Here is a 21,003-nt window from a genome sequence, read left to right as displayed (position 1 = left end):
ACTGGCAGGGAATACTGCCAGTTCCCTCTTTAGAAAGGAATGGTCATAATGGGAAGATCAGTAAGAATGGGCATCGATGTGGGAGGCACTCATACAAAGGCGGTTGCCATTGATAATGCCACCCATGAAATTATTGGAAAGTCCTCAGTGAAGACAACCCATGACGATCCCAGAGGCGTTGCGGCAGGAGTGGTTAAGTCCTTCCAAAATTGTCTGTGCGAAAATCAAATCAGCCCGGAAGATGTAGTATTCGTCGCCCACTCTACTACACAGGCTACCAATGCGCTGATCGAAGGGGATGTGGCTGCAGTGGGCGTTATCGGCATGGCAAAGGGCGGTCTGGAAGGAATCCTTGCAAAAAAGCAGGCCAGACTGGCGGATATTGATCTTGGGAATCATAAGAAAATCAAAATTATCAATGATTTTCTGAATATTAAAAAAATGGATAAGTCTGTAGTGGAAAAAACCATTGGCGAGATGCAGAAAGCAGGCGCAGAGGTATTTGTTTCTTCCATGGCCTTTGGTGTAGACAACGGCGGGCCGGAGCAGGAGGTCTACGAGGCGGCCAGCGAAAGAGGCATTCCCACTACCATGGCTTCTGATATTACCAAGCTTTACGGACTTACCAGGCGGACAAGAACCGCTGCCATCAATGCCTCCATCCTTCCAAAGATGCTGGATACTGCCAATTCGACAGAAGACTCCGTAAGAGAGGCCGGGGTGTATGTGCCGCTGATGATTATGAGAGGCGACGGCGGGGTAATGGAGATTTCAGAAATGAAGAAGCGCCCGGTTCTGACCATGCTGTCAGGGCCTGCAGCATCCGTGATGGGTTCACTTATGTATCTTCGTGCCTCCAACGGCGTTTATTTTGAGGTGGGAGGAACTACCACCAACATCGGCGTCATTAAAAATGGACGCCCAGCCATTGATTATTCCATTGTAGGCGGCCATCCTACCTATATCTCTTCTCTTGATGTACGGGTTCTGGGCGTGGCCGGAGGGTCCATGGTCCGGGCAAACAAGCAGGGTGTTTTGGATGTAGGTCCCCGTTCTGCTCATATTGCAGGACTGGATTATTCCGTGTATACAGACCCAGCTAAGATCAAAAGGCCAAAGGTGGAGTTCTTTTCCCCAAAACCCGGTGATCCTACCGATTATGTCCGGATACGGTTGGAGGACGGTTCTGCGGTTACGCTTACAAATTCCTGCGCGGCCAATGTGCTGGGGCTGGTAAGGCCGGAGCATTTTTCTTTCGGAAAGGTGGAATCTGCCAGAATGGCCATGGCGGCTTTAGCTGATTACTGCGGCACCACGGTGGAAGATATTGCGAAGCAGATCATGGAAAAGGCCTATGCAAAGATTGAACCGGTTATACTGGAACTGGCGGAAAAATATAAGCTGGAAAGGGATCAGATATCCCTGGTTGGCGTAGGCGGGGGAGCAGCATCTCTGATTATCTATTTTAGTGAAAAGATGGGTGTTAAATATTCCATACCGGAAAATGCAGAGGTCATTTCTTCCATTGGTGTTGCTCTTTCCATGGTACGGGATGTGGTAGAGCGTATTATGCCCACTCCATCTAAGGAAGATATCCGTGCCATTAAGAATGAGGCCTTAAACAAGGCCATTGAGTCCGGAGCAACCGCAGAATCAGTAGAAATTCATATTGAGATTGATCCTCAGACCTCTAAAGTAACGGCGATTGCAACCGGATCCACAGAGGTTAAAACAGCGGATCTATTAAAGGAATGTGATGAAACGGAAGCCAGGCATCTGGCTGCCCAGGATATGCGGATTAGAGATAAGGAAACAAAGCTTCTGGCAAGTTCAGATTACTTCTATATCTATGGGGAAAAGGTGGAGGATGACTCTCCCGGTGCCATACGTATCGTTGATAAAAAGGGCTTTATTAAGGTGCAGAGAGGAAGAGGCATGTGCCGGAAGGTCAAAGCGGCAGATTATCTGGAAGTGTTAAAACGGCTTTGGGATGATATGGCTGTTTACCAGACGGACCTGATTATAAGGCCTGATTATTACATTTGCATGGGTGCCAGAGTTACGGATTTTGCTGCCCAGGATTTTGAACAGCTGGAACTTTTAATCGATCTGGAGGTATCATCTTTGGAGCCAGATGAAGAAATTATGATTGTTGGAGCCAACGTAAAACAGAATTAAATATATGGAGACGGTTATGTCGGAGATGATATTGCGGGAAATGGCAGAAAGACTTGCGCAGGTGGATGATCTGTCCTGGGGAATGTATGCGTTCTCCAGGGACATCCTGCGCGACAAAGTCAGCGAATCGGAAAAAAAGAGGATGATTAAACAGGCGATCTGCTGCGGATATGAAATGGCAGATAAGGTTATGAGCAGTCTGGGTACCTGGGATCCCTGGGAGCTGGCAGAAAAATTAAAACTAAACGTAGAGTATGCGGACAGTGGGCAGATAGCAGACAGGGTGTTATTTGCTCTTTTTACCCCTCCTGACCAGATACAGATCATGAAGGAACCCATAGAGCTGGCGGCGAAAAATGGCCTGTTTGAAAGTCTGTTTCCGATGGAACAGATTGAAAGGCTGATCCTGGGGCATGAGATTTTTCACTTCCTAGAGGAAGAGGAAGAGGGAATCTATACCAGAAGGGAAAAAGTGATTTTGTGGAAACTGTTCGGCTACAAGAGTAAATCAACCGTAAGGGCGTTATCTGAGATTGCCGGCATGTATTTTTCAAAGAAAATTAATGGATTTCTTTATTCACCATTTGCTCTTGATATTCTTTTGTATTATAATTATAATTCAAAAGAAGCCCTGAAGATGTACAGGGAAGTATTAAGTTATTAACAGGAGGCATTCATGGGCGTCATAGAAAACAACCAGGAAGATACCATATATGATGTATTGAGATCCGATATACTGGATTTGAAGCTGCGCCCTGGAATGATATTCAGCATCAAGGACATCAGCGAATCCTATGAGGTTGGAAGAACTCCGGTCAGGGATGCATTAATCAGCCTTTCCAAGGAGGGACTCATTACATTTCTTCCCCAGCGTGGAACCATGATATCTAAGATTGATTATGATAAGGTCCGTAATGAGCGGTTTCTGAGGATTTGCGTGGAAGAAAATGTGATGCTGGAATTTATGGCGGTATGCAATTTAAAGGCAATCACCGCATTGGAGATGTCTTTGGACAGACAGGAACAGCTTGAAAAAACAAAAGATATCCGGGCATTTCGGGGAGAGGATATGTATTTTCATTCCATCTTTTACGAAGGAGCCAACAAGGGATACTGCAATAATATTTTGGCTGCAAACTCCGGCCATTACAGAAGAATCCAGATGCTGGCTATGGCAGACTCCGGAATTGAACCAGGGGTTGTAAAGCAGCACAGAGAATTGATGGATGCCATCCTTGCAAAGGATTCTGAACAGCTTCATGGAGTTTTAAACCATCATCTGAACCGTCTGATCAGCAAGGAACGGCCTTTGGTATCCAAATATCCGGACTTGTTTGACCGTGAAAATAAAGAAATAAGAAGAGAACCGGATGAGCTGGGCATTGACTTTCTGGTGGACACAAAACTGAAATATCATGCATAGCCAGTAAGAGGGGGCTTTGAATAATTGCGCTTTTTTCTGATCTGTGATAAACTGATACCAACTGGCAGGAGGTATGAGAATAGTGGAAGACAGAAGAAATGCATGGAAGGCGTTTTCAAGAGTGGGGATCGGATATGGAGCATTCCTTCTTGTAACGATTGTAATACAGCTTGAGGTAGGAGTCGTTGCTCTTTTACTGTCCCGGTTTGGAATGAATATAACCTTTGGAAATTGGTATATGGTATTTGTTTCCCTGTCGAATTACCTTATGGGCGGAGTCGTTGCCTGCCTGATTATAAAGGATATGCCGGTCTTATACAGACCCGAGGCAAGAAAGGCCGGGGCAGGAATGCTGGTTTCCGGATTCCTGGTCTGTATGAGTGCCCTGTTTTTTGGAAATCTAATGGGCCAGAGCCTTATGAGTATCGTCTGCGCCTTATTGGGAAAGCCTATGGTAAACCCGGTAGAGGAAGTGATGAAGGGCTTAAGCACCTGGTCAATTTTTGTCACCATGGTGGTCATGGCCCCAATTTGTGAGGAAATCCTCTTTCGTAAGGTCTTAATTGACCGGATCCGGCTCTATGGAGATAAGGCTGCGATTTTAGTATCCAGCGTTGTTTTTGGCTTAAGCCACGGAAACTTTTACCAGTTCTTTTATGCCTTTGGAATCGGTCTGGTGTTAGCCTATATTTATATTCAGACGGGGAAGCTTCGCTATACCATCATTTTTCATATGATCATTAATTTCCTTGGTTCTGTTGTGGCTCTTCATATAGGAGATAATCTGCAGCTTACCGTAGCCTATTCCATTTTTATGCTGGGAGCGGTTATTGCCGGAACCATTTTGTTTTTTATCAATCAAAAAAAATTAGTGTTTCACCCCGGACTTATGGAGACATGGGGAAAAGGGGCATTTAAAGTACTGTTCTTAAATCTTGGAATGATCTTGTTTTTTCTTGTTTCGACTGTGACCTTTATCATTTCGTCCAGTTAATAAAAAGAAAGACAGTCCATAGAAATTCTGGGTTTCTTAAAATACGGTTGACACAATTCGTCAATTATGTTACATTTGTAGTTAGCAAAAATACTGTGATTAGGAGTAGTAAGCTGTCTGAAACATACAGAGAGCCGGCGGGTGGTGGAAGCCGGTTGGGAATGACAGCCGAACTGGCCTTTGAGTAGCGTGCTGAAGGAAGCTCTGCTTTCTGTGTAGGCATTGCCGGTGTCCTGACCGTTAAAGCGGGCGGATATGTTCTTTGATATCCAGTGAGAGCATACAAAACTTGTATGAAATAGAGTGGTACCACGCGGTAGATCCTGCGTCTCTATGGCCGTATGAACGGTCTGAGGCGCATTTTTTTATACGTTCATACGGATATTATTTTATCTGCAGACATTTGATACAGGGAAAAACCCTGTTGTAAAAGGAGGAAATTTTGTTATGGCAGCGTCATACAACCACAGCGCCATTGAGAAAAAATGGCGGGAAAACTGGGCAAAGAGCCCCATCAATGTTGATGATGGAAAGAAGCAGAAATATTACTGTCTGGATATGTTTCCGTATCCATCAGGAAGCGGTCTTCATGTAGGACATTGGAGAGGCTATGTAATTTCTGATGTTTGGAGCCGGTATCAGATTTTAAAGGGGCATTATGTGATTCACCCCATGGGCTGGGATGCGTTCGGCCTGCCGGCGGAGAATTACGCCATCAAGATGGGAGTTCATCCGGCAAAATCCACAGCGGAAAACGTAGCGGGCATCAAGCGTCAGATCAATGAGATCGCGGCTGTTTATGACTGGGATATGGAGGTCAACACCACGGATCCCGGCTTCTATAAATGGACCCAGTGGATTTTTGTTCAGATGTTTAAAAAGGGCCTGGCCTATGAGAAGGAATTCCCTATCAACTGGTGCCCATCCTGTAAGACAGGGCTTGCAAACGAAGAAGTTGTAAACGGGTGCTGTGAGCGCTGCGGAACTGGAGTTACAAAGAAGAACTTAAGACAGTGGATGTTAAAAATCACCGCTTACGCAGATCGTTTGTTAAATGATCTGGATAAGCTCGACTGGCCGGAAAAAGTCAAGAAGATGCAGTCTGAATGGATCGGAAAATCCTATGGTGCTGAGGTTGATTTTAAGGTAGACGGAAAAGAGGAGAACATCACAGTTTATACTACCAGACCTGATACCTTATACGGAGCCACCTTTATGGTGCTTGCACCGGAACACGCCCTTGCCGCAGGCCTTGCTTCTCCGGAAAATAAAGAAGCAGTTGAGAAGTATATCTACGATGCATCCATGAAGTCAAACGTGGACCGTCTTCAGGATAAAGAAAAGACCGGTGTATTTACCGGCAGCTATGCAGTAAATCCCTTAAGCGGTGCCAAGGTACCCATCTGGCTATCCGATTATGTGCTTGCCGACTACGGTACCGGTGCCATCATGTGCGTACCTGCCCATGATGACAGGGATTTTGAGTTTGCTAAAAAGTTCAACATCCCCATTGTCCAGGTTATCTCAAAGGACGGCGAGGAAATTGAAAATATGTCCGAAGCCTATACCGATGCCAGCGGAACGATGATCAATTCCGGTGAGTGGAACGGAATGGAGTCTTCTTTCCTTAAAAAAGAAGCTCCGGCAATGATCGAGAAACGGGGCCTTGGAAAGAAAACCGAAAACTTTAAGCTGCGTGACTGGGTATTCTCAAGACAGCGTTACTGGGGAGAACCCATTCCTATCATTCATTGTCCGCACTGCGGTAATGTTCCGGTTCCGGAAGACCAGCTTCCTCTCACCCTTCCGGAGGTAGAAAGCTACCAGCCTACCGGTACGGGAGAATCTCCGCTGGCAGATATTGATGAATGGGTGAATACCACCTGTCCGGTATGCGGTGCTCCTGCTAAGAGAGAGACTAACACCATGCCTCAATGGGCCGGTTCTTCCTGGTATTTCCTTCGCTATGTAGACAGTCATAACGATAATGAACTGGTATCCAAGGAGAAAGCGAAAAAGTATCTTCCGGTTGACATGTATATCGGCGGCGTGGAGCATGCAGTACTTCACCTTCTGTATTCCCGTTTTTATACCAAGTTTTTAAACGACATCGGTGTTGTGGATTTTGATGAGCCCTTTACCAAGCTGTTTAATCAGGGTATGATCAACGGAAAGAATGGAATTAAGATGAGTAAGTCAAAGGGAAATGTGGTATCTCCTGATGATTTGGTGCGTGACTATGGCTGTGATGCCCTTCGTATGTATGAGCTCTTCGTAGGGCCGCCGGAATTAGATGCAGAGTGGGATGACAGGGGAATCGAAGGTGTCAGCCGTTTCTTGCACCGCTTCTGGAATCTGGTAGCGGATAGCAGCAATAAGGATGTAGAAGCCACCAGAGATATGCTTCGTCTGCGCAACAAGCTGATCTTTGATATTGAACAGCGTTTCAATCAGTTTAACTTAAATACAGTAATTTCCGGATTTATGGAATACAACAATAAATTGATCGACCTGGCCAAGAAGACCGGTGGCATTGACAAAGAAACCTTGAAAGCCTTTGTGGTTTTAGTTGCTCCTTTTGCTCCACATATCGGTGAGGAGCTGTGGCAGCAGCTTGGCGGCGAGACTTCCGTATTCCATGCTCAGTGGCCGGAATGTGATGAAGAGGCTATGAAAGATGACGAGATCGAAGTTGCAGTTCAGGTGAACGGTAAAACCCGTGCAGTGGTAAAGCTTCCTGCAGACGTAGCAAAGGAAGATGCCATTGAAGCAGGCAAGGCTTTGATCACGGATAAGATAACAGGAACTATTGTTAAGGAAATCTATGTTCCTGGAAGAATTGTAAATATCGTGTGCAAATAAAACCGTCTTTATGGTAAAAACTTTAAATAGACGGAAAAACTTGATTCTATAAGGATTCAAACGGTTTTAACTTGTTAAACTTTATTACTGATTTGCTGTAGAATTAGTGTATTAAAGTATTCGGTTAAAATCCAGTAAATAAGTTAAACAATTTATGCTTTAAAATAAGGATATTATAGGCTGTTGAAACATGGCTTATAATGTCCTTATTTAGTGTTGAAATAATGTATGTAAAAATCTCTGCCCATGTCATTAAGAAGGCAATTTCATTTAAGACTAAAGCAATTCAAAGAGACTCTGAGTGGAACTGATGCTTTAAATCGTAGCTTAATTACTAAAAAGTACAAAATTTTACAGGATTCTGCAACTTTCCGGTCTCTTATTTCGTCTAATAAAATAAATACATATGTTAGGAATAAATTTTATGATTTTTAGTAGCTTGGAGTTTATATTTCAATTTCTGCCGATGTTTCTGCTTCTTTATTATGTGTGCCCGGACAGAGCAAAAAATTTCTGTCTACTTGCAGGAAGCCTGTTTTTTTATTTTTATGGAGTTGCGGAGCATCCGGCCTATATGGTGCTTTTGCTGTTGTCTGTCTGTGCCAATTACTGCGTTGGCAGGAAGATGAAACGATACAAATCTCGCTTAAGACGCAGGAAATGGCTTCGCTTAGGAATCGCCTATAACCTGTTTTGGCTGATTCTGTTTAAATATTCAGGCTTTTTGCTTGAACAGATCAGCTTATTATTTCAAATTGGAGGGCTGGAGAAAGCGGCCGTTCCTATCCTTCATCCGGCTCTTCCGTTGGGAATCAGCTTTTATACCTTCCAGGCCATTTCTTATCTGGTCGATGTGTATCGGAGGGATGCGGCACCAGAAAAATCATTTCTGGACTTTTCCCTGTATATGACCATGTTTCCTCAGCTCATTTCCGGACCGATTGTAACTTATACTTCTTTAAGGGAGTTAATTAAAAAGCGGGTCCATACTATGGAACAAGTGGAAACAGGACTTCGGGAATTTACAATCGGACTGGGGTTGAAGGTTCTACTTTCAAACCAGATAGGCGGACTGTGGAACCAGATTGGAGCAGTAGGATATGAGAGTATTTCAACGCCACTTGCGTGGATGGGACTGGCAGCTTTCAGCCTGCGGTTGTATTTTGATTTCTATGGCTATTCCCTGATGGCCAGGGGACTGGGAATGATGTTGGGATTTCCTCTTCCTGATAACTTCAACCATCCCTATATGGCTCTGACCATGACTGATTTTTGGCGCAGATGGCATATGACTCTGGGCGGCTGGTTTCGGAATTACGTATATATTCCGCTGGGCGGAAACCGTGAGGGATTCTTAAAAACCTATCGTAACATGGTTGTCGTATGGCTCCTGACCGGTCTGTGGCACGGAACAAGCCCAAACTTTCTCTTATGGGGATTTGTGCTGTTTGCACTTATTTCATTGGAGAAGCTGGGACTGGGAAAACTGCTGGAACGCTGGAGAGTTTTGGGACATGTGTATATGCTGTTTGCAATTCCTCTTACATGGATGTTATTTGCAATAACGGACTTTTCACAGTTAGGAATATATATTCAGCGGCTATTCCCCTTTCTGGCGCCTGTCGGGAAATATACATATTTTACCCGAGATTTCCTGAAATATGGAAGGATCTACGGATTATCTTTATGCGCTGGCCTCATTTTCATGACTGGTCTTCCGCGAAGACTGTATGACAGAAAACGGGAAAGCCTATGTACAGCAATCGCCCTTTTGATCATATTCTGGTTGTGTGTCTATTGTATGAAAATGGGTGCAAATGATCCGTTCATGTATTTCAATTTTTAGATTGTGAGGAATAAGCAATGAGAAAATACTGGTTTACCCTTCTTTTAGCCGTCAGTCTGGTACTGATTGCCGTTCTGCATGCATCAGCAGGAAGCATGGATCAGTTAACATCCCTGAGGCTGAATCTGGCAGGAAGCAAATGGACGCATGGAAACAGCATAAAAACAACTGATCGTGCAGACGAATCTGACAATTTAGATGTAACTGAACGTTCAGACGAAACTGCTGATGAGCGGTCAATAGATGGTGCAAGTGAAGCAAATGATGCAGATGTAACGGACAGTACGAGCGGGTCAAATGATAGGAATGCAGAATTTACGCCATCTGCCATGTTGCTGCAGTCAGGACAAAGGCCGGAGCCGCCGGAGAATTTCCGAGGCGTACTTTTTGTTGGAGATTCAAGAACCATGGGACTTTCCGAGTATGGAGATTTGGGGAATGCCTCAGTATTTGCCAACTCCGGCATGAGCGTTTTCAATGTATTTACTGCCCGCGTCTCATCAGGAGGTGAGAAATTAACTCTGGATGAGGTTCTTTCAAGCGAACATTACCAGATGATTTACCTTATGCTGGGTATCAACGAACTGGGTTATGATATGTCCCAGACCATAAAACAATATAAAGAGGTTTTGGACAAAATCAAGGAAATGCAGCCAGAAGCAGTCATGGTCTTAGAAGCAAATCTCCACATTACCAGTGAAAAATCAGAAAAAAGTCCTGTTTACAGTAACAGTAAAATTAATCGGCTGAATCAGGAAATACAGAAGATAGCAGAGGAAAATAGCTGCTATTATATAGATGTTAATGAAATATTTGACGATAAAGGGGGCAGCCTGAACCAGGCATACTCGACAGACGGTTCCCATGTATTGGGAAAATATTATGCCGAGTGGGTAAAATGGCTGAAGGAAGAAAAGGTTTAACGGCGGATAGACATTGGATTATGAAAATCTGGTGGCTTTTATATTAATGAAATAGTATAATAATAAAAAATACTGGAAAGAGAGTTGTTTTATGACTGAATACATGAATGAACCAATTAATTATGAGTTTACTGAACAGGATATTATTGATGAATATATAAAATGTGGAGACATCAGAAAGGTTGCTGGAATATATTGTTTGGAGAAAAAGTCGGTTAAGTCAATTTTAAAGAATGAAGGGGTTTTATAATAGTTCATTGACTTTTAATGTAGGAATTGCGGCAGATCAAAAGAAAAGGAGAATTATCATGATTTCACAATACAAAAAAACAACCATTAAATGGACTGTAATAATGATGCTGTGCCTTATTTTATTAAATGGATGCTCAAGTACGTCCAGTTCTTCCCCGGGGACGAATCCGCAAGATACCGCAGGAACGGAAAGTAGTTCAAAAGCCGGTGAGAATACTGCCACACAGACTCCCCCTACTGCTGTTTCCGAAGAGGAGTCAGTTACACATGACCAAGTGTCCTCCTCTGATAACGAAGTCAATTCTTTTGAAGCATATTTTGATTTATTGGGTTCGAGTAAACAGGATCTGATCAATAATATAAGCGAGAAGCCGGAATCAGTTGACGAAGGCGGTTTGGAATATAAAGAGACCGGAATTCGAGTTTGGTTTAATACGGATACTGGTACGGTCAACCAGGTATTTACCCAGCGGGAAGATTTGGACTTCAAAGGTGCTAAAATAGGTGATAAAGCAGAAAGCTTTCAGAATGCCTTTGGGGAGCCAATTAGTGATCAAAATGGCGACATGCATTTTAAATATAAAGATGGTTATTTATCCGTTATTTATGATACACAGACCGGAGTCACCTTTGCCGTTTATCTCTTGAGCGAAGATTTTTAGAGCATTTCTATTACGGTTAAGGTCATACTGCGGAACGTTAAGGAAGACAATGATAGAATCTCAAGACAGAATATGGAGTCAATAAAAGGGAACAAGGCATTGGAGAGAATCATCCGATGCCTTTTATAGTGCTAATAAAATAAAATTTAAGTATAAAGATAAAGTGGCATAGAAAATACTCAATCTGTAATTGCAGATAAAAATGTTTTATATACGATAAGTAATGTGATAAAATGGATGTATAATCATGAAATGCTTTGTGTGGGACATATATTTGATGAGGTGATATTATTCATGATAATTCGTGGTTCCATATGACACGGTAATAATAATAATAAGGTACGAGACGATATGCGATACTGGCAGCACTATGGAGAGATAAATTGATTAGACAATTAAATAAATAAAAGTTAAAAAAAGGAGAACAAAATGGAACGTCAAAAAAATTATGAGAAAACCCAGTTGCTTATTTTTCTGGGTGTGGCCTTTGCATTACCTTATATCCTGGGGATTTTAATGGGATTTGGCTATAATAAGGGGCTTGATGTATCGGTTTTCCCTTCGGCCCAGATGTTTTACCCTGCTTCGGGGGCGATACTGGCCGCATTCATTACACACAAAGAAGATTCTCTGATCCCTAAGAGATTTTTTATTGGTTTTATAATTCTTAGCTTTCTGTTATTGGTTTGTACCGTGGCAAGCATGATTTTGCCTGGAATGAGCTGGAACGTTATTTCTCAATACCTAATGATACTTGGTTCTGTTATAGCTTGGATTTTACTGCTTACTGAGAAGAAAGATAAACGTATTGCCTATGGCTTGAAAGGAGGGCGTTGGAAAAAAGCTGCTCTTATTATTATGCTATATTTAATTCTTTACTTTGGCAGAACCGTTATCATGTATATCTTAAGCGGTCAAATGCAAACCATGTTTGAATTAATACAAAAGCCTGTTACCTGGCTGATGTTAATCACGCTGCCCATAAACTATTTTTTAATATTTACCGCATTTTTGGGAGAGGAGTACGGTTGGAGGTACTTTCTTCAGCCTATACTGCAAAAAAAGTTTGGAATGGTCCGCGGTGTGTTAATTCTTGGAATTGCCTGGGGCGTGTGGCATTTGCCCATTAATTTCTTTTATTATTCCTCTCCATCTGTTGGGCTTATCAGCCTGACAGGACAATTAATTACATGTGTTTCATTGGGAATATTCTATGGCTGGGCTTATTTAAAAACCGATAATATATGGACGGTAGTTATTTTGCATTTTATTAACAATAATCTGGTTCCGATTATTACCGGTAATTATACGGAGGATGTTTTACAAAATCAGGACGTAACATGGAATGGTGTGATTGTATTACTGGTGGTCAATACACTGTTGTTTGCAGGTGTTATTTTTACAAGTTATTATAAAAATGATAGCCGGAGGCTTCCAACAATGGACGAACGAGTGGATCGGCTGATGAAGAAATTGGAAGAGCTGGCACAATGGCAGGATACGATAGAATGATAGGTGCAGCCATCTGTTAGCGAAATTTTAATCGTATGAACAGATAGGATTAGCATATAATTGAATTAATAAGTTCATTTGAGGAAAGCCATGATCATACATGTTGTCCAACCCGGCGAAACCATCCATTCAATATCAGAGTATTACAAAATTCCTGTTGACAGATTAATATTAGAAAACGGAATAACTAACCCTGTCAATTTAGCAATAGGCCAAACCATTATAATTGTTCAACCGGAAATACTCTATACCGTCCGGCCCGGCGATACTTTAAATAGTATTGCAAAGCAGCATAACGTATCACCTATGGAATTACTGAGAAATAATCCCTATCTCTCAGATAGAAAATTTTTGTACACCGGTGAAACGATTGTTATAAATTATCAAACGAATAGAACAAGTACTATTAACACTGGTGGCTATGCCTTTCCATATATCGATAAATCTGTTTTAATAAAAACACTGCCTTTTTTAACTTATTTAACAATTTTCAATTATAGGGCTTCAATTGAGGGGGAAATTATTGCCAGGGCTGACGACACTGAACTTATCCAGTTAGCTAAAACATATGGAGTTGCGCCCATGTTATTTGTTTCCACTATCACAGAAGAAGGAATAGCGAGCCATGAAGTGAACTATGAAATTTTAAATAATCCTTCTTTACAGGATCGTCTTATTGATCATGCTCTTCAAACACTAAAAAGGAAAGGTTATTACGGGATTAACATATATGTCGAAGACATCACCTTTGACAACATCAATCGCGTTGCGGATTATTTGAAGAAAGCCTCAGCGATTTTTCATGCAGAAGGCTTCAGGATCGTGATTACCGTAACACCTATCACGGATTATGATACCCCTTATGTCAGCTTTGGAAAATTTGACTATGCCAAATTATCTGATTATGTAGATGGAATCATATTTGCTTCCTATGATTGGGCAAGGATTTACAACTACCCGAATTCAGTTTTCCCCGTTAATGTTCTAAGAGAATTATTAGATTACGTAGCTAGTATTATTCCTAAGGAAAAAATCATATTAGGAATTACCACTCAAGGTTATGATTGGACACTTCCCTATGTTCCAGGTGCTACGGCCGCCAGTGTAATGTCTAATAATAAAGCGGTACAAATTGCAGCGGAAAACGATCTGCCAATACAATTTAATGATGCAGCGCAGTCGCCTTACTTCTACTATAAAGATCGTGATGGGAGCATGCATGTAATATGGTTTAAAGATGCAATAAGCTTTAATGCAAGAGCAGGGCTGGCAGAAGAATATAACCTACAGGGTTTATCTATTTGGACGATTATGAGATTCGATGTTCAAATGTTGTTTATTATTAATACTCAATATTACATAGAGAAGCTTATGGAGAGCGTGATGAAGCAGGGATGCCGGCCAGTGGCCAGGCCAAAGTGCTGAGTGATAAAACAAGGACATTATAGCGGATCCCTATTGGGACCGCCCATAATGTCCTTGTTCCTATTTTGTATTGCGCCTCATTAAATTTTGGGAAAGCATCCGTAAGGTATCCATTCGTTTCCGCTCGTTTGGAGTCATGTTGGCGCTCATAATGGTAATGAGAAGGTCAGTCTCTTCATTACTGAACTGAATGCCTTTTCGGCTTGCTTCCGCATTTAAGTTTAAAAGCGTTGGAACAAGCTGGTCTTTTGGAGTGGATTCTACCCGCTTTGCAAATTCAGTCAGCATGGAGAGTTTTTGCGGATTCATATTTCTAAGTCTGGGGTCTTGTTTCCAGTTAATATTCATAGGTTGTCATTCTTCCTTTCTATGGGATATGGTAAGGGAGCCTGGGTAGGAACATGGATTAATTCATCTGCTGCATGGCAGACATCATAAGCTGCATGGTTTCAAACCGGGCCTGTTGTTCCGGCGGCATGAAATTTTTGAGCTGATCCAGTGGCATCCGTCCAAGGGGGTTATTATTCTGCCGGTGGTTGCCAGCAGGCCTTCCGGATCCTTCCGGCTGGGATTGAGATTGGAACTGGGATTGGGATTGGGCCTGGACCGGTATGGTGGAACTTGGTACCGGGCTTGGCTCCGGGTAAGAGTTGGCCAGCCTAAGGCCCTGGGAGAAGTTGATAATAAGGTCAATGAGATCCTGTTCCGCCGGATTCGCGAAGGACTTTATGGTGTTCAGCATGTCAATGGGGTTATTATTCCGCTCTCTTTCCCTTGAGGAGTTGAGTCCCATGGCAGCTACCTCTCCTTCTTCAAAAAGATTAATGGTGCGGCGCAGCTCGTTTATTTTAACGAAGTAGGACATTAAACGCTGCTGGGAAACACTCATATAAGGCAGGGCAGCCTTCATCATCTGAAGATGATTATCACCGATAAGGGAGTCCAGATCATTTGCGCGAATATTTTGCTCGTTGTTCATGGCATAAGATTCCTTACTTTTCTTGTTGACAATATATGCGTCTGCATATATTAGTATTACAGGAGAGTGATTTAGATATGAAAAGCCGATTAATCATAGATGGAAATTCAGTATATGAAATTGATGAAGATTGCATGAAGAGAAAACAGAACAAGAGCCCCCTAAAAGGAGTAAGCAGCCAGAACTCTTTTCAACGACCTGGAAAAACCAACGGTCAGAGCCGCTGATAAAATAAAAAACAAGGCCCGATCTGTAAAAGATCGGGCCTTGTTTTATGTTTTGCTTAGCAGAAGAAGTTATTTCCGCCGCCACAGCAGCAGAGCAGAAGAATGATGATCAGAATACAACTGCAATCATTACCGCCGCCGCATCCGCCACCACAACTGTTGTTGCAACCGCCACCGAAACCGAAGCCGCCGCCACCGCCACAGAAGCACAGGATAATGATCAGCCAGATAATATTGAAGCCGCCATTATTACCACATCCTCCATCACATCCGCATCCACAGTTAGTTGCTGCCAGATCACTCATATTGGTTCCTCCAAATAATTTGTTTACAATGTAAGTGTATGAATGTCAGCTTGCCACTGTTTCCAATTTTTCTTAAAATTTTAGAATTGTTATGATTGAACTTATCCAATTGTTGTGTATAATTAGTACAACAGAGAAATAAGGAGCAAAAGATGGAAAAATTATATTATGACAGACCTTATGTAAAAACATTTGAAGCGGTAGTGATAGATTGCAGGCCGGGGAAGGACTGCTTTTTTGAGGTGTTTCTTGATCGGACGGCTTTTTATCCGGAGGGCGGCGGACAGCCGGCTGATACTGGTAGTCTGGGGGAAGCGGCGGTCCTTGATGTCAGGGAAAAGCCGGAAGGCATTGTTCATATAACGGATAAGCCCTTAAAGGCTGGCAGCAGGGTGAATGGAATCATAGACTGGGAGAGGAGATTCTGCCATATGCAGAATCATTCCGGAGAACATTTATTGTCGGGAATCGTACATAAGCATTATGGCCTCGATAACGTAGGATTTCACATGGGAAAGGATGAGGTGACCGTTGACTTTAACGGAATCCTGACCATGGAACAGATAGAGGCTGTAGAAACGGAAGTGAATGAACTTATCTGGCAGGATATCCCGGTTCTGGAGTCTTATCCGTCAAAGGAAGAGCTTTCCTGTATCGATTACCGGAGTAAAAAGGAATTGACCGGGCAAGTCCGGTTGATCGAGTTTCCGGGAGGCGATGTGTGTGCCTGCTGCGGAACCCATGTGATTACGGCGGGAGAAATCGGTTTTTTGAAAGTGACGGGGATGATTCATTATAAGGGCGGTGTCAGGGTGACCATGCTGTGCGGAAGGATGGCTCTGGAAGATTACCGTAAAAAACAGAAGGCAGTGTCCGGAATTTCCGTCCTGCTGTCGGCAAAACCGGATCATCTCCTGGAGGCAGTTGACAGATTGAAAGAAGAAGGGCAGAAAAAGGATGGAAAAATCGGCCGGCTTTCCAAAGAGCTTTTAGAAAGAAAGGCCGGAGATTATCCGGAACTGGATACACCTCTTCTGGTTTTTGAAAGTGACTTATCTCCGGTACAGCTGAGACAGTTTTGCACGATGCTGTATGAAGGAAAGAAGGGTAGCGTTGTTTTGGCATGTTCAGGAGATGAGGGTGTCTTTCAGTATGCCCTTGGAAGCGGGCAGGTGGACATGAGGGCATTGAGCAAAGCATTAAATGGAAGATTAAACGGCCGGGGGGGAGGAAGCTCCCTGATGGCCCAGGGCACCTTTCAGGCTTTACAGGAAGATATCAGAAAAGCTTTTGAAGAGGAGTCATAAAAGGAGATTATGATGGAAATCAATGACAGTACAATAAAAAAAATAAGGGGCCTGATCGTATTTGCCGTAATCGTGGTGGTCGCAGGCTGGAATTATCGCAGCCTGTTTGCCCTGGCGATGAAGCTGGTGGGATTTATCTCTCCCTTTCTTTTGGGAGGCGTTATGGCTTTTATCCTCAATGTCCCCATGCGCAGAATCGAACAATTGCTGCCCGTAAAGAAAGATAACAAAATCCGCAGGCCATTAAGCCTTTGCCTTACCCTGGTGTTTGTAATCGGGCTCCTGCTGCTTGTTATTTTTGTTGTGTTGCCTCAGCTTCTTGAAACCGTTATAAGCCTGCAAAACAGTATTCCAGCGTTTCTTGCAGGTATTAAGGAGGAAGCGGAGAGACTGTTTGCCCAGAACCCTGAGATTACAGATTATATCAACAGCATCGAGATTGACTGGAAATCCTTTTTGGAAAAGATAGTTGGATTTTTATCTGCCGGAGCAGGTTCGGTACTTTCTTCCACCGTGTCGGCTGCCCTTTCCATTATCAGTGGGATGACTGCCTTTTTAATTGCTCTTGTCTTTGCCATTTATATTCTTCTTCAGAAGGAGGCTCTTTCACGGCAGATACAAAAGCTGATGAAGGCATTTCTACCGGAAGAAGTGACCCTGCGGACGCTTGAGATTTTAACGCTGGTTTCTGATACCTTTTCCCATTTCCTTACGGGACAGTGCATGGAAGCGGTCATTCTTGGGAGTATGTTCTTTTTGACCCTGACGGCCTTTGGCCTTCCCTATGGGATACTTATCGGCGTTTTAATTGCATTTACAGCCCTGATCCCGATGTTCGGGGCATTTATCGGCTGTGCCATCGGTGCATTTTTAATGCTGATGGTGAGGCCTTTGGATGCATTCATTTTTTTGATCATATTCTTTGTGCTACAGCAGGTGGAAGGAAACTTTATCTACCCTCATGTAGTGGGAAACTCCGTAGGACTTCCTTCCATCTGGGTCCTGGTTGCAGTCACCATCGGTGGCAGCGCCATGGGAATTGTTGGAATGCTGATTTTTATTCCGCTATGTTCCGTGGTGTACGCCATTCTTCGGGAAATCGTGAACGAAAGGCTGGATAAGCAGAAGAAGCCTAAAAACAAAAAATAAGAAAGCTGCCTTGCTGGCCGAATGAACCGGCAAGGCAGCTTTCTTATTTTTTATATTAGTAATAGGGCACAAAGATCCTGCTTTTATCAGAAACGAAATCCTTCTTTTTGTTATTCTCCCTGATACATGTATTTAATGAGTCTTTCCACATCTTCCGGGTCATGGGCAACTAACTCTAACTCATTGATGATACTGCCGTTGGAAAAAATGGTGGCCATAGAAAGGTATTGGCTTAATTTGGACTTTAAATTGATCCGGTCCCCTTCCTTGGAAACCAGTTCAACGGTTCCTTTGCACTGCTCGATTACTTTGAAAAATTTTTCTACATCTGTGATATTTTGAATTTTCATGTGTATCCCTCCTCTGGAATGTCCGTGAAATGATTATCATTTCCTATGTCCTTATTATAGCAGTGTTCGTCCTCTGGTACAATATGGAAAAAACAAGAAAAAGAAGTCAAAGCACTGTTTATTATGTATAATAAGAACATAAATGTGAAAAGGGAGGATAGGATCATGAAAAGGATACGGGAATATGGCATCATCACGGGAAGACTGGCTCCGGGACCCCTAAATAAAATCTCAGATGTGGAAGGAGTTCTGGTGGGACATGCCACAATCGATACCATGGATCACAAAACAGGAGTCACAGTCATTATTCCCTGCAAGGACAATCCCTTCCGGAGGAAGCTGGTGGCAGCAGCTTATATTCATAATGGTTTTGGCAAAAGCCAGGGACTGATCCAGGTGGAGGAGCTGGGAACTCTGGAAACGCCCATCGCCCTTACCAATACGTTAAATGTAGGGAAGGTTCACGATGCTCTGGTGGATTTGATGCTTGAGAAATGCAGGCAGGAGGGGGCAGAACTTGCTTCTGTAAATCCTGTGGTGGGAGAGTGCAATGATTCGGTCTTGAATAACATCAGCGAAAGGGTCGTGGGACTTAAAGAGATGAGGGCGGCAATGGAAAATGCTATGCCGGATTTTGAAGAAGGGGCAGTAGGAGCCGGCAGAGGCACGGTATGCTATGGCTTAAAGGGAGGAATCGGGTCCGCCTCCAGAAGGTTTAAAATCGGAGGAGAGACCTATACCCTGGGAGTATTGGTGCAGTCGAATTTTGGAAGCACCGAGAACCTGATGATAGGCGGACGGACTGTTGGAGAGGAAATTGCCCGGATGACAGAGCCACAGATCCTGGACAGAGGCTCCATAATGACAGTCATTGCTACTGATCTCCCAGTCTCCGACCGTCAGTTAAAGAGAATTATAAAGCGGGCTGGGGTAGGACTTTCCAGAACAGGTTCCTATATGGGACACGGAAGTGGAGATATTATGATTGGATTTACCACGGCAAACCGGATACCGGAACAGGCGGAAAAAGAGCTGCTTTCTATCCGCATACTAAAAGAAAGTGCCCTGGAGACGGCCTTTACGGCCGCAGCAGAAGCGACGGAGGAAGCGGTCCTAAATTCTCTTTCCATGGCTAAAACAACCACAGGCAGCAAGGGAAATGTGGTTCATTCCCTTACAGACCTGTGGCTATCCAAAGAACTGTCTTAATCAAAATCTGCGTGATAAACCTGATCCGGTGAGTGGATGTCAATGGAGCTTAAATTAAACTGGTCTTCGAAGATCTGGATTTTATATTCAAAAAAAGTATCATCCGTTTTCTTTGACATGAATACATAGGCCCCCGGTTCCTTATCCTCAATTTCATCGCAGATCTCGTCATAGATTTCTTCCCCGTCCACCGGGCCTTTATAACCTGTCATGCGGATGGCTTCTTCAATTGCCTGATAGTATTCTTCCATAAAGCAGTACCTCGTTTCTGATTCATTTATATGGATACTATTATAAGCAATCTTTTCCATTGCTGCAAGAATTACTTGAATCTTATTTGAGAGGGTGTATAATAGGACAGGGTCAAATGACTCATTGCATGCAGAAATAAAATGGAGGGATTGAATATGGATTTATTATACAGACCTAGAAGATTAAGAACATCAGATACCTTAAGAAAAATGGTACGGGAAACCAGAGTTTCAAAGGAATCCCTTATTTATCCGCTGTTTGTGGTAGATGGAAAAGAAATTTTGGAAGAAATCCCTTCCATGGAAGGCCAATACCGCTACAGCGTGGACCGGCTTCCCCAGATTATGGACCGGCTCGTAAATGCCGGTGTGGAAAAAGTTCTGTTGTTTGGGATTCCGGCTCATAAAGACCCTTGCGGCAGCCAGGCCTACGATGAGGAGGGCGTCGTACAACGGGCTATCCGTTTTATCAGAGAGCATTATCCTATGGTATACATTGTTACGGATGTGTGCATGTGTGAATATACATCCCACGGACATTGCGGTATCCTTGAGGGAGAATCTGTTGATAATGACAAGACTTTGGAATATTTGAACATGATAGCCCTATCCCATGTAAAAGCAGGAGCTCATATGGTGGCCCCTTCCGACATGATGGATGGCAGGATCGGTTCCATGAGACAGGCCCTTGATGAGGCTGGATTTGTGAATGTGCCGATCATGGCTTATTCTGCTAAATATTCCTCTGCATTTTACGGGCCATTTCGGGAGGCTGCCGGTTCTGCGCCGGCTTTTGGTGACCGGAAGAGCTATCAGATGGATTATCATAACAGGAAAGAAGCGTTAAAGGAAGTGGAGTTAGATGTGGCGGAAGGCGCCGATATCGTGATGGTAAAGCCTGCACTTTCTTATCTGGATATCATAAGAGAAGTGGCGGACCGTCACGACCTTCCTGTGGCGGCATATAGTGTAAGCGGTGAATATGCTATGATAAAAGCGGCTTCAAAAGCCGGTTTTATTGAGGAAGAAAAGATTGTTTGCGAGTCAGCGGTGAGTATATACCGCGCAGGAGCGGATATCCTTATTACATATTACGCGATAGAACTTGCACGTTTTATGGACGAAGGAAAAATCGGCTGATGAAAGATG

20 protein-coding genes and 1 other annotated feature are annotated in these 21,003 nt (G+C 43.3%); of the genes, 16 read left to right on the top strand and 4 right to left on the bottom strand.

Going from position 1 to position 21,003, the window contains the following annotated elements; genetic code table 11:
- Positions 1-48: 48 nt before the first annotated feature.
- The 11 genes from H171_RS10085 (at position 49) to H171_RS10040 (ending at position 14,077) form a co-directional block, all read left to right on the top strand.
- Positions 49-2,178 (top strand): hydantoinase/oxoprolinase family protein, encoded by a 2,130-nt coding sequence (locus H171_RS10085; RefSeq protein WP_100305020.1) that lies wholly within the window; start codon positions 49-51, stop codon positions 2,176-2,178.
- A gap of 16 nt (positions 2,179-2,194) precedes the next feature.
- On the top strand, positions 2,195-2,842 hold the full coding sequence (locus H171_RS10080) for a hypothetical protein (RefSeq protein WP_100305019.1): 648 nt from the start codon (positions 2,195-2,197) through the stop codon (positions 2,840-2,842).
- Between the two features lie 12 nt (positions 2,843-2,854).
- Positions 2,855-3,601: a GntR family transcriptional regulator gene (locus tag H171_RS10075; RefSeq protein WP_100305018.1), complete on the top strand. Its 747-nt coding sequence runs from the start codon at positions 2,855-2,857 to the stop codon at positions 3,599-3,601.
- A gap of 82 nt (positions 3,602-3,683) precedes the next feature.
- Entirely contained in the window at positions 3,684-4,595 is a 912-nt protein-coding gene (locus tag H171_RS10070; RefSeq protein WP_242976931.1) for a CPBP family intramembrane glutamic endopeptidase, read from the top strand.
- A gap of 86 nt (positions 4,596-4,681) precedes the next feature.
- Positions 4,682-4,931: a binding site (T-box leader), on the top strand.
- Between the two features lie 111 nt (positions 4,932-5,042).
- On the top strand, positions 5,043-7,457 hold the full coding sequence (leuS, locus tag H171_RS10065; RefSeq protein WP_100305016.1) for a leucine--tRNA ligase: 2,415 nt from the start codon (positions 5,043-5,045) through the stop codon (positions 7,455-7,457).
- A 424-nt stretch (positions 7,458-7,881) separates the two neighbouring features.
- Positions 7,882-9,303: an MBOAT family O-acyltransferase gene (locus tag H171_RS10060; protein WP_100305015.1), complete on the top strand. Its 1,422-nt coding sequence runs from the start codon at positions 7,882-7,884 to the stop codon at positions 9,301-9,303.
- A 17-nt stretch (positions 9,304-9,320) separates the two neighbouring features.
- Positions 9,321-10,226: a GDSL-type esterase/lipase family protein gene (locus H171_RS10055; protein ID WP_100305014.1), complete on the top strand. Its 906-nt coding sequence runs from the start codon at positions 9,321-9,323 to the stop codon at positions 10,224-10,226.
- 91 nt (positions 10,227-10,317) lie between these two features.
- Positions 10,318-10,476 (top strand): hypothetical protein, encoded by a 159-nt coding sequence (locus H171_RS24125; protein WP_157803140.1) that lies wholly within the window; start codon positions 10,318-10,320, stop codon positions 10,474-10,476.
- Between the two features lie 7 nt (positions 10,477-10,483).
- Positions 10,484-11,140: a hypothetical protein gene (locus H171_RS10050; protein ID WP_157803139.1), complete on the top strand. Its 657-nt coding sequence runs from the start codon at positions 10,484-10,486 to the stop codon at positions 11,138-11,140.
- Between the two features lie 429 nt (positions 11,141-11,569).
- Positions 11,570-12,652, top strand: a complete 1,083-nt coding sequence (locus H171_RS10045; RefSeq protein ID WP_100305012.1) for a CPBP family intramembrane glutamic endopeptidase — start codon at positions 11,570-11,572, stop codon at positions 12,650-12,652.
- 90 nt (positions 12,653-12,742) lie between these two features.
- Entirely contained in the window at positions 12,743-14,077 is a 1,335-nt protein-coding gene (locus H171_RS10040) for a LysM peptidoglycan-binding domain-containing protein (RefSeq protein WP_100305011.1), read from the top strand.
- 60 nt (positions 14,078-14,137) lie between these two features.
- On the opposite strand, the gene H171_RS10035 is transcribed toward H171_RS10040, so the two are convergent.
- On the bottom strand, positions 14,138-14,425 hold the full coding sequence (locus H171_RS10035) for a hypothetical protein (protein WP_100305010.1): 288 nt from the start codon (positions 14,423-14,425) through the stop codon (positions 14,138-14,140).
- 58 nt (positions 14,426-14,483) lie between these two features.
- Positions 14,484-15,056: a hypothetical protein gene (locus H171_RS10030; protein WP_100305009.1), complete on the bottom strand. Its 573-nt coding sequence runs from the start codon at positions 15,054-15,056 to the stop codon at positions 14,484-14,486.
- 274 nt (positions 15,057-15,330) lie between these two features.
- Between H171_RS10030 and H171_RS25015 the strand changes: the two genes are divergently transcribed.
- The 3 genes from H171_RS25015 to H171_RS10015 all read left to right on the top strand — a co-directional run bounded on the left by H171_RS25015 (position 15,331) and on the right by H171_RS10015 (position 18,044).
- Positions 15,331-15,606: a hypothetical protein gene (locus tag H171_RS25015; protein WP_157803138.1), complete on the top strand. Its 276-nt coding sequence runs from the start codon at positions 15,331-15,333 to the stop codon at positions 15,604-15,606.
- A 134-nt stretch (positions 15,607-15,740) separates the two neighbouring features.
- Entirely contained in the window at positions 15,741-16,895 is a 1,155-nt protein-coding gene (locus H171_RS10020) for an alanyl-tRNA editing protein (RefSeq protein ID WP_100305007.1), read from the top strand.
- A gap of 12 nt (positions 16,896-16,907) precedes the next feature.
- The gene (locus H171_RS10015; RefSeq protein ID WP_100305006.1) at positions 16,908-18,044 is read left to right on the top strand and encodes an AI-2E family transporter; all 1,137 of its coding nucleotides are present in this window, start codon (positions 16,908-16,910) and stop codon (positions 18,042-18,044) included.
- A gap of 110 nt (positions 18,045-18,154) precedes the next feature.
- Here H171_RS10015 and H171_RS10010 read toward each other — a convergent pair whose 3' ends face one another.
- On the bottom strand, positions 18,155-18,394 hold the full coding sequence (locus H171_RS10010) for a hypothetical protein (RefSeq protein WP_025232640.1): 240 nt from the start codon (positions 18,392-18,394) through the stop codon (positions 18,155-18,157).
- 165 nt (positions 18,395-18,559) lie between these two features.
- On the opposite strand from H171_RS10010, the gene H171_RS10005 reads away from it, so the two are divergent.
- Positions 18,560-19,603, top strand: coding sequence for a P1 family peptidase (locus tag H171_RS10005; protein WP_100305005.1), 1,044 nt, complete (start codon positions 18,560-18,562; stop codon positions 19,601-19,603).
- Here H171_RS10005 and H171_RS10000 read toward each other — a convergent pair.
- Complete coding sequence (locus H171_RS10000) at positions 19,600-19,854, bottom strand: hypothetical protein (RefSeq protein ID WP_100305004.1); 255 nt, start codon at positions 19,852-19,854, stop codon at positions 19,600-19,602. The genes H171_RS10005 and H171_RS10000 overlap by 4 nt on opposite strands.
- A gap of 156 nt (positions 19,855-20,010) precedes the next feature.
- On the opposite strand from H171_RS10000, the gene hemB reads away from it, so the two are divergent.
- A complete protein-coding gene (gene hemB / locus H171_RS09995; RefSeq protein ID WP_100305003.1) occupies positions 20,011-20,994 on the top strand; it encodes a porphobilinogen synthase in 984 nt (327 codons plus the stop codon).
- Positions 20,995-21,003: the final 9 nt, after the last annotated feature.

This window comes from [Clostridium] celerecrescens 18A (assembly GCF_002797975.1).
In the GTDB taxonomy this organism is placed as follows: Bacteria; Bacillota; Clostridia; order Lachnospirales; family Lachnospiraceae; genus Lacrimispora; species Lacrimispora celerecrescens.
This window is presented reverse-complemented; position numbering and strand designations above follow the sequence as displayed.

Bases quoted from the DNA above. Each gene is read 5' to 3' on its own strand.
- H171_RS10085 (WP_100305020.1), top strand. From the start codon at position 49: ATGGGAAGATCAGTAAGAATGGGCATCGATGTGGGAGGCACTCATACA.
- H171_RS10080 (WP_100305019.1), top strand. From the start codon at position 2,195: ATGTCGGAGATGATATTGCGGGAAATGGCAGAAAGACTTGCGCAGGTG.
- H171_RS10075 (WP_100305018.1), top strand. From the start codon at position 2,855: ATGGGCGTCATAGAAAACAACCAGGAAGATACCATATATGATGTATTG.
- leuS (WP_100305016.1), top strand. From the start codon at position 5,043: ATGGCAGCGTCATACAACCACAGCGCCATTGAGAAAAAATGGCGGGAA.
- H171_RS10060 (WP_100305015.1), top strand. From the start codon at position 7,882: ATGATTTTTAGTAGCTTGGAGTTTATATTTCAATTTCTGCCGATGTTT.
- H171_RS10055 (WP_100305014.1), top strand. From the start codon at position 9,321: ATGAGAAAATACTGGTTTACCCTTCTTTTAGCCGTCAGTCTGGTACTG.
- H171_RS24125 (WP_157803140.1), top strand. From the start codon at position 10,318: ATGACTGAATACATGAATGAACCAATTAATTATGAGTTTACTGAACAG.
- H171_RS10045 (WP_100305012.1), top strand. From the start codon at position 11,570: ATGGAACGTCAAAAAAATTATGAGAAAACCCAGTTGCTTATTTTTCTG.
- H171_RS10040 (WP_100305011.1), top strand. From the start codon at position 12,743: ATGATCATACATGTTGTCCAACCCGGCGAAACCATCCATTCAATATCA.
- H171_RS10035 (WP_100305010.1), bottom strand. From the start codon at position 14,425: ATGAATATTAACTGGAAACAAGACCCCAGACTTAGAAATATGAATCCG.
- H171_RS10030 (WP_100305009.1), bottom strand. From the start codon at position 15,056: ATGAACAACGAGCAAAATATTCGCGCAAATGATCTGGACTCCCTTATC.
- H171_RS25015 (WP_157803138.1), top strand. From the start codon at position 15,331: ATGTTTTGCTTAGCAGAAGAAGTTATTTCCGCCGCCACAGCAGCAGAG.
- H171_RS10020 (WP_100305007.1), top strand. From the start codon at position 15,741: ATGGAAAAATTATATTATGACAGACCTTATGTAAAAACATTTGAAGCG.
- H171_RS10015 (WP_100305006.1), top strand. From the start codon at position 16,908: ATGGAAATCAATGACAGTACAATAAAAAAAATAAGGGGCCTGATCGTA.
- H171_RS10010 (WP_025232640.1), bottom strand. From the start codon at position 18,394: ATGAAAATTCAAAATATCACAGATGTAGAAAAATTTTTCAAAGTAATC.
- H171_RS10005 (WP_100305005.1), top strand. From the start codon at position 18,560: ATGAAAAGGATACGGGAATATGGCATCATCACGGGAAGACTGGCTCCG.
- H171_RS10000 (WP_100305004.1), bottom strand. From the start codon at position 19,854: ATGGAAGAATACTATCAGGCAATTGAAGAAGCCATCCGCATGACAGGT.
- hemB (WP_100305003.1), top strand. From the start codon at position 20,011: ATGGATTTATTATACAGACCTAGAAGATTAAGAACATCAGATACCTTA.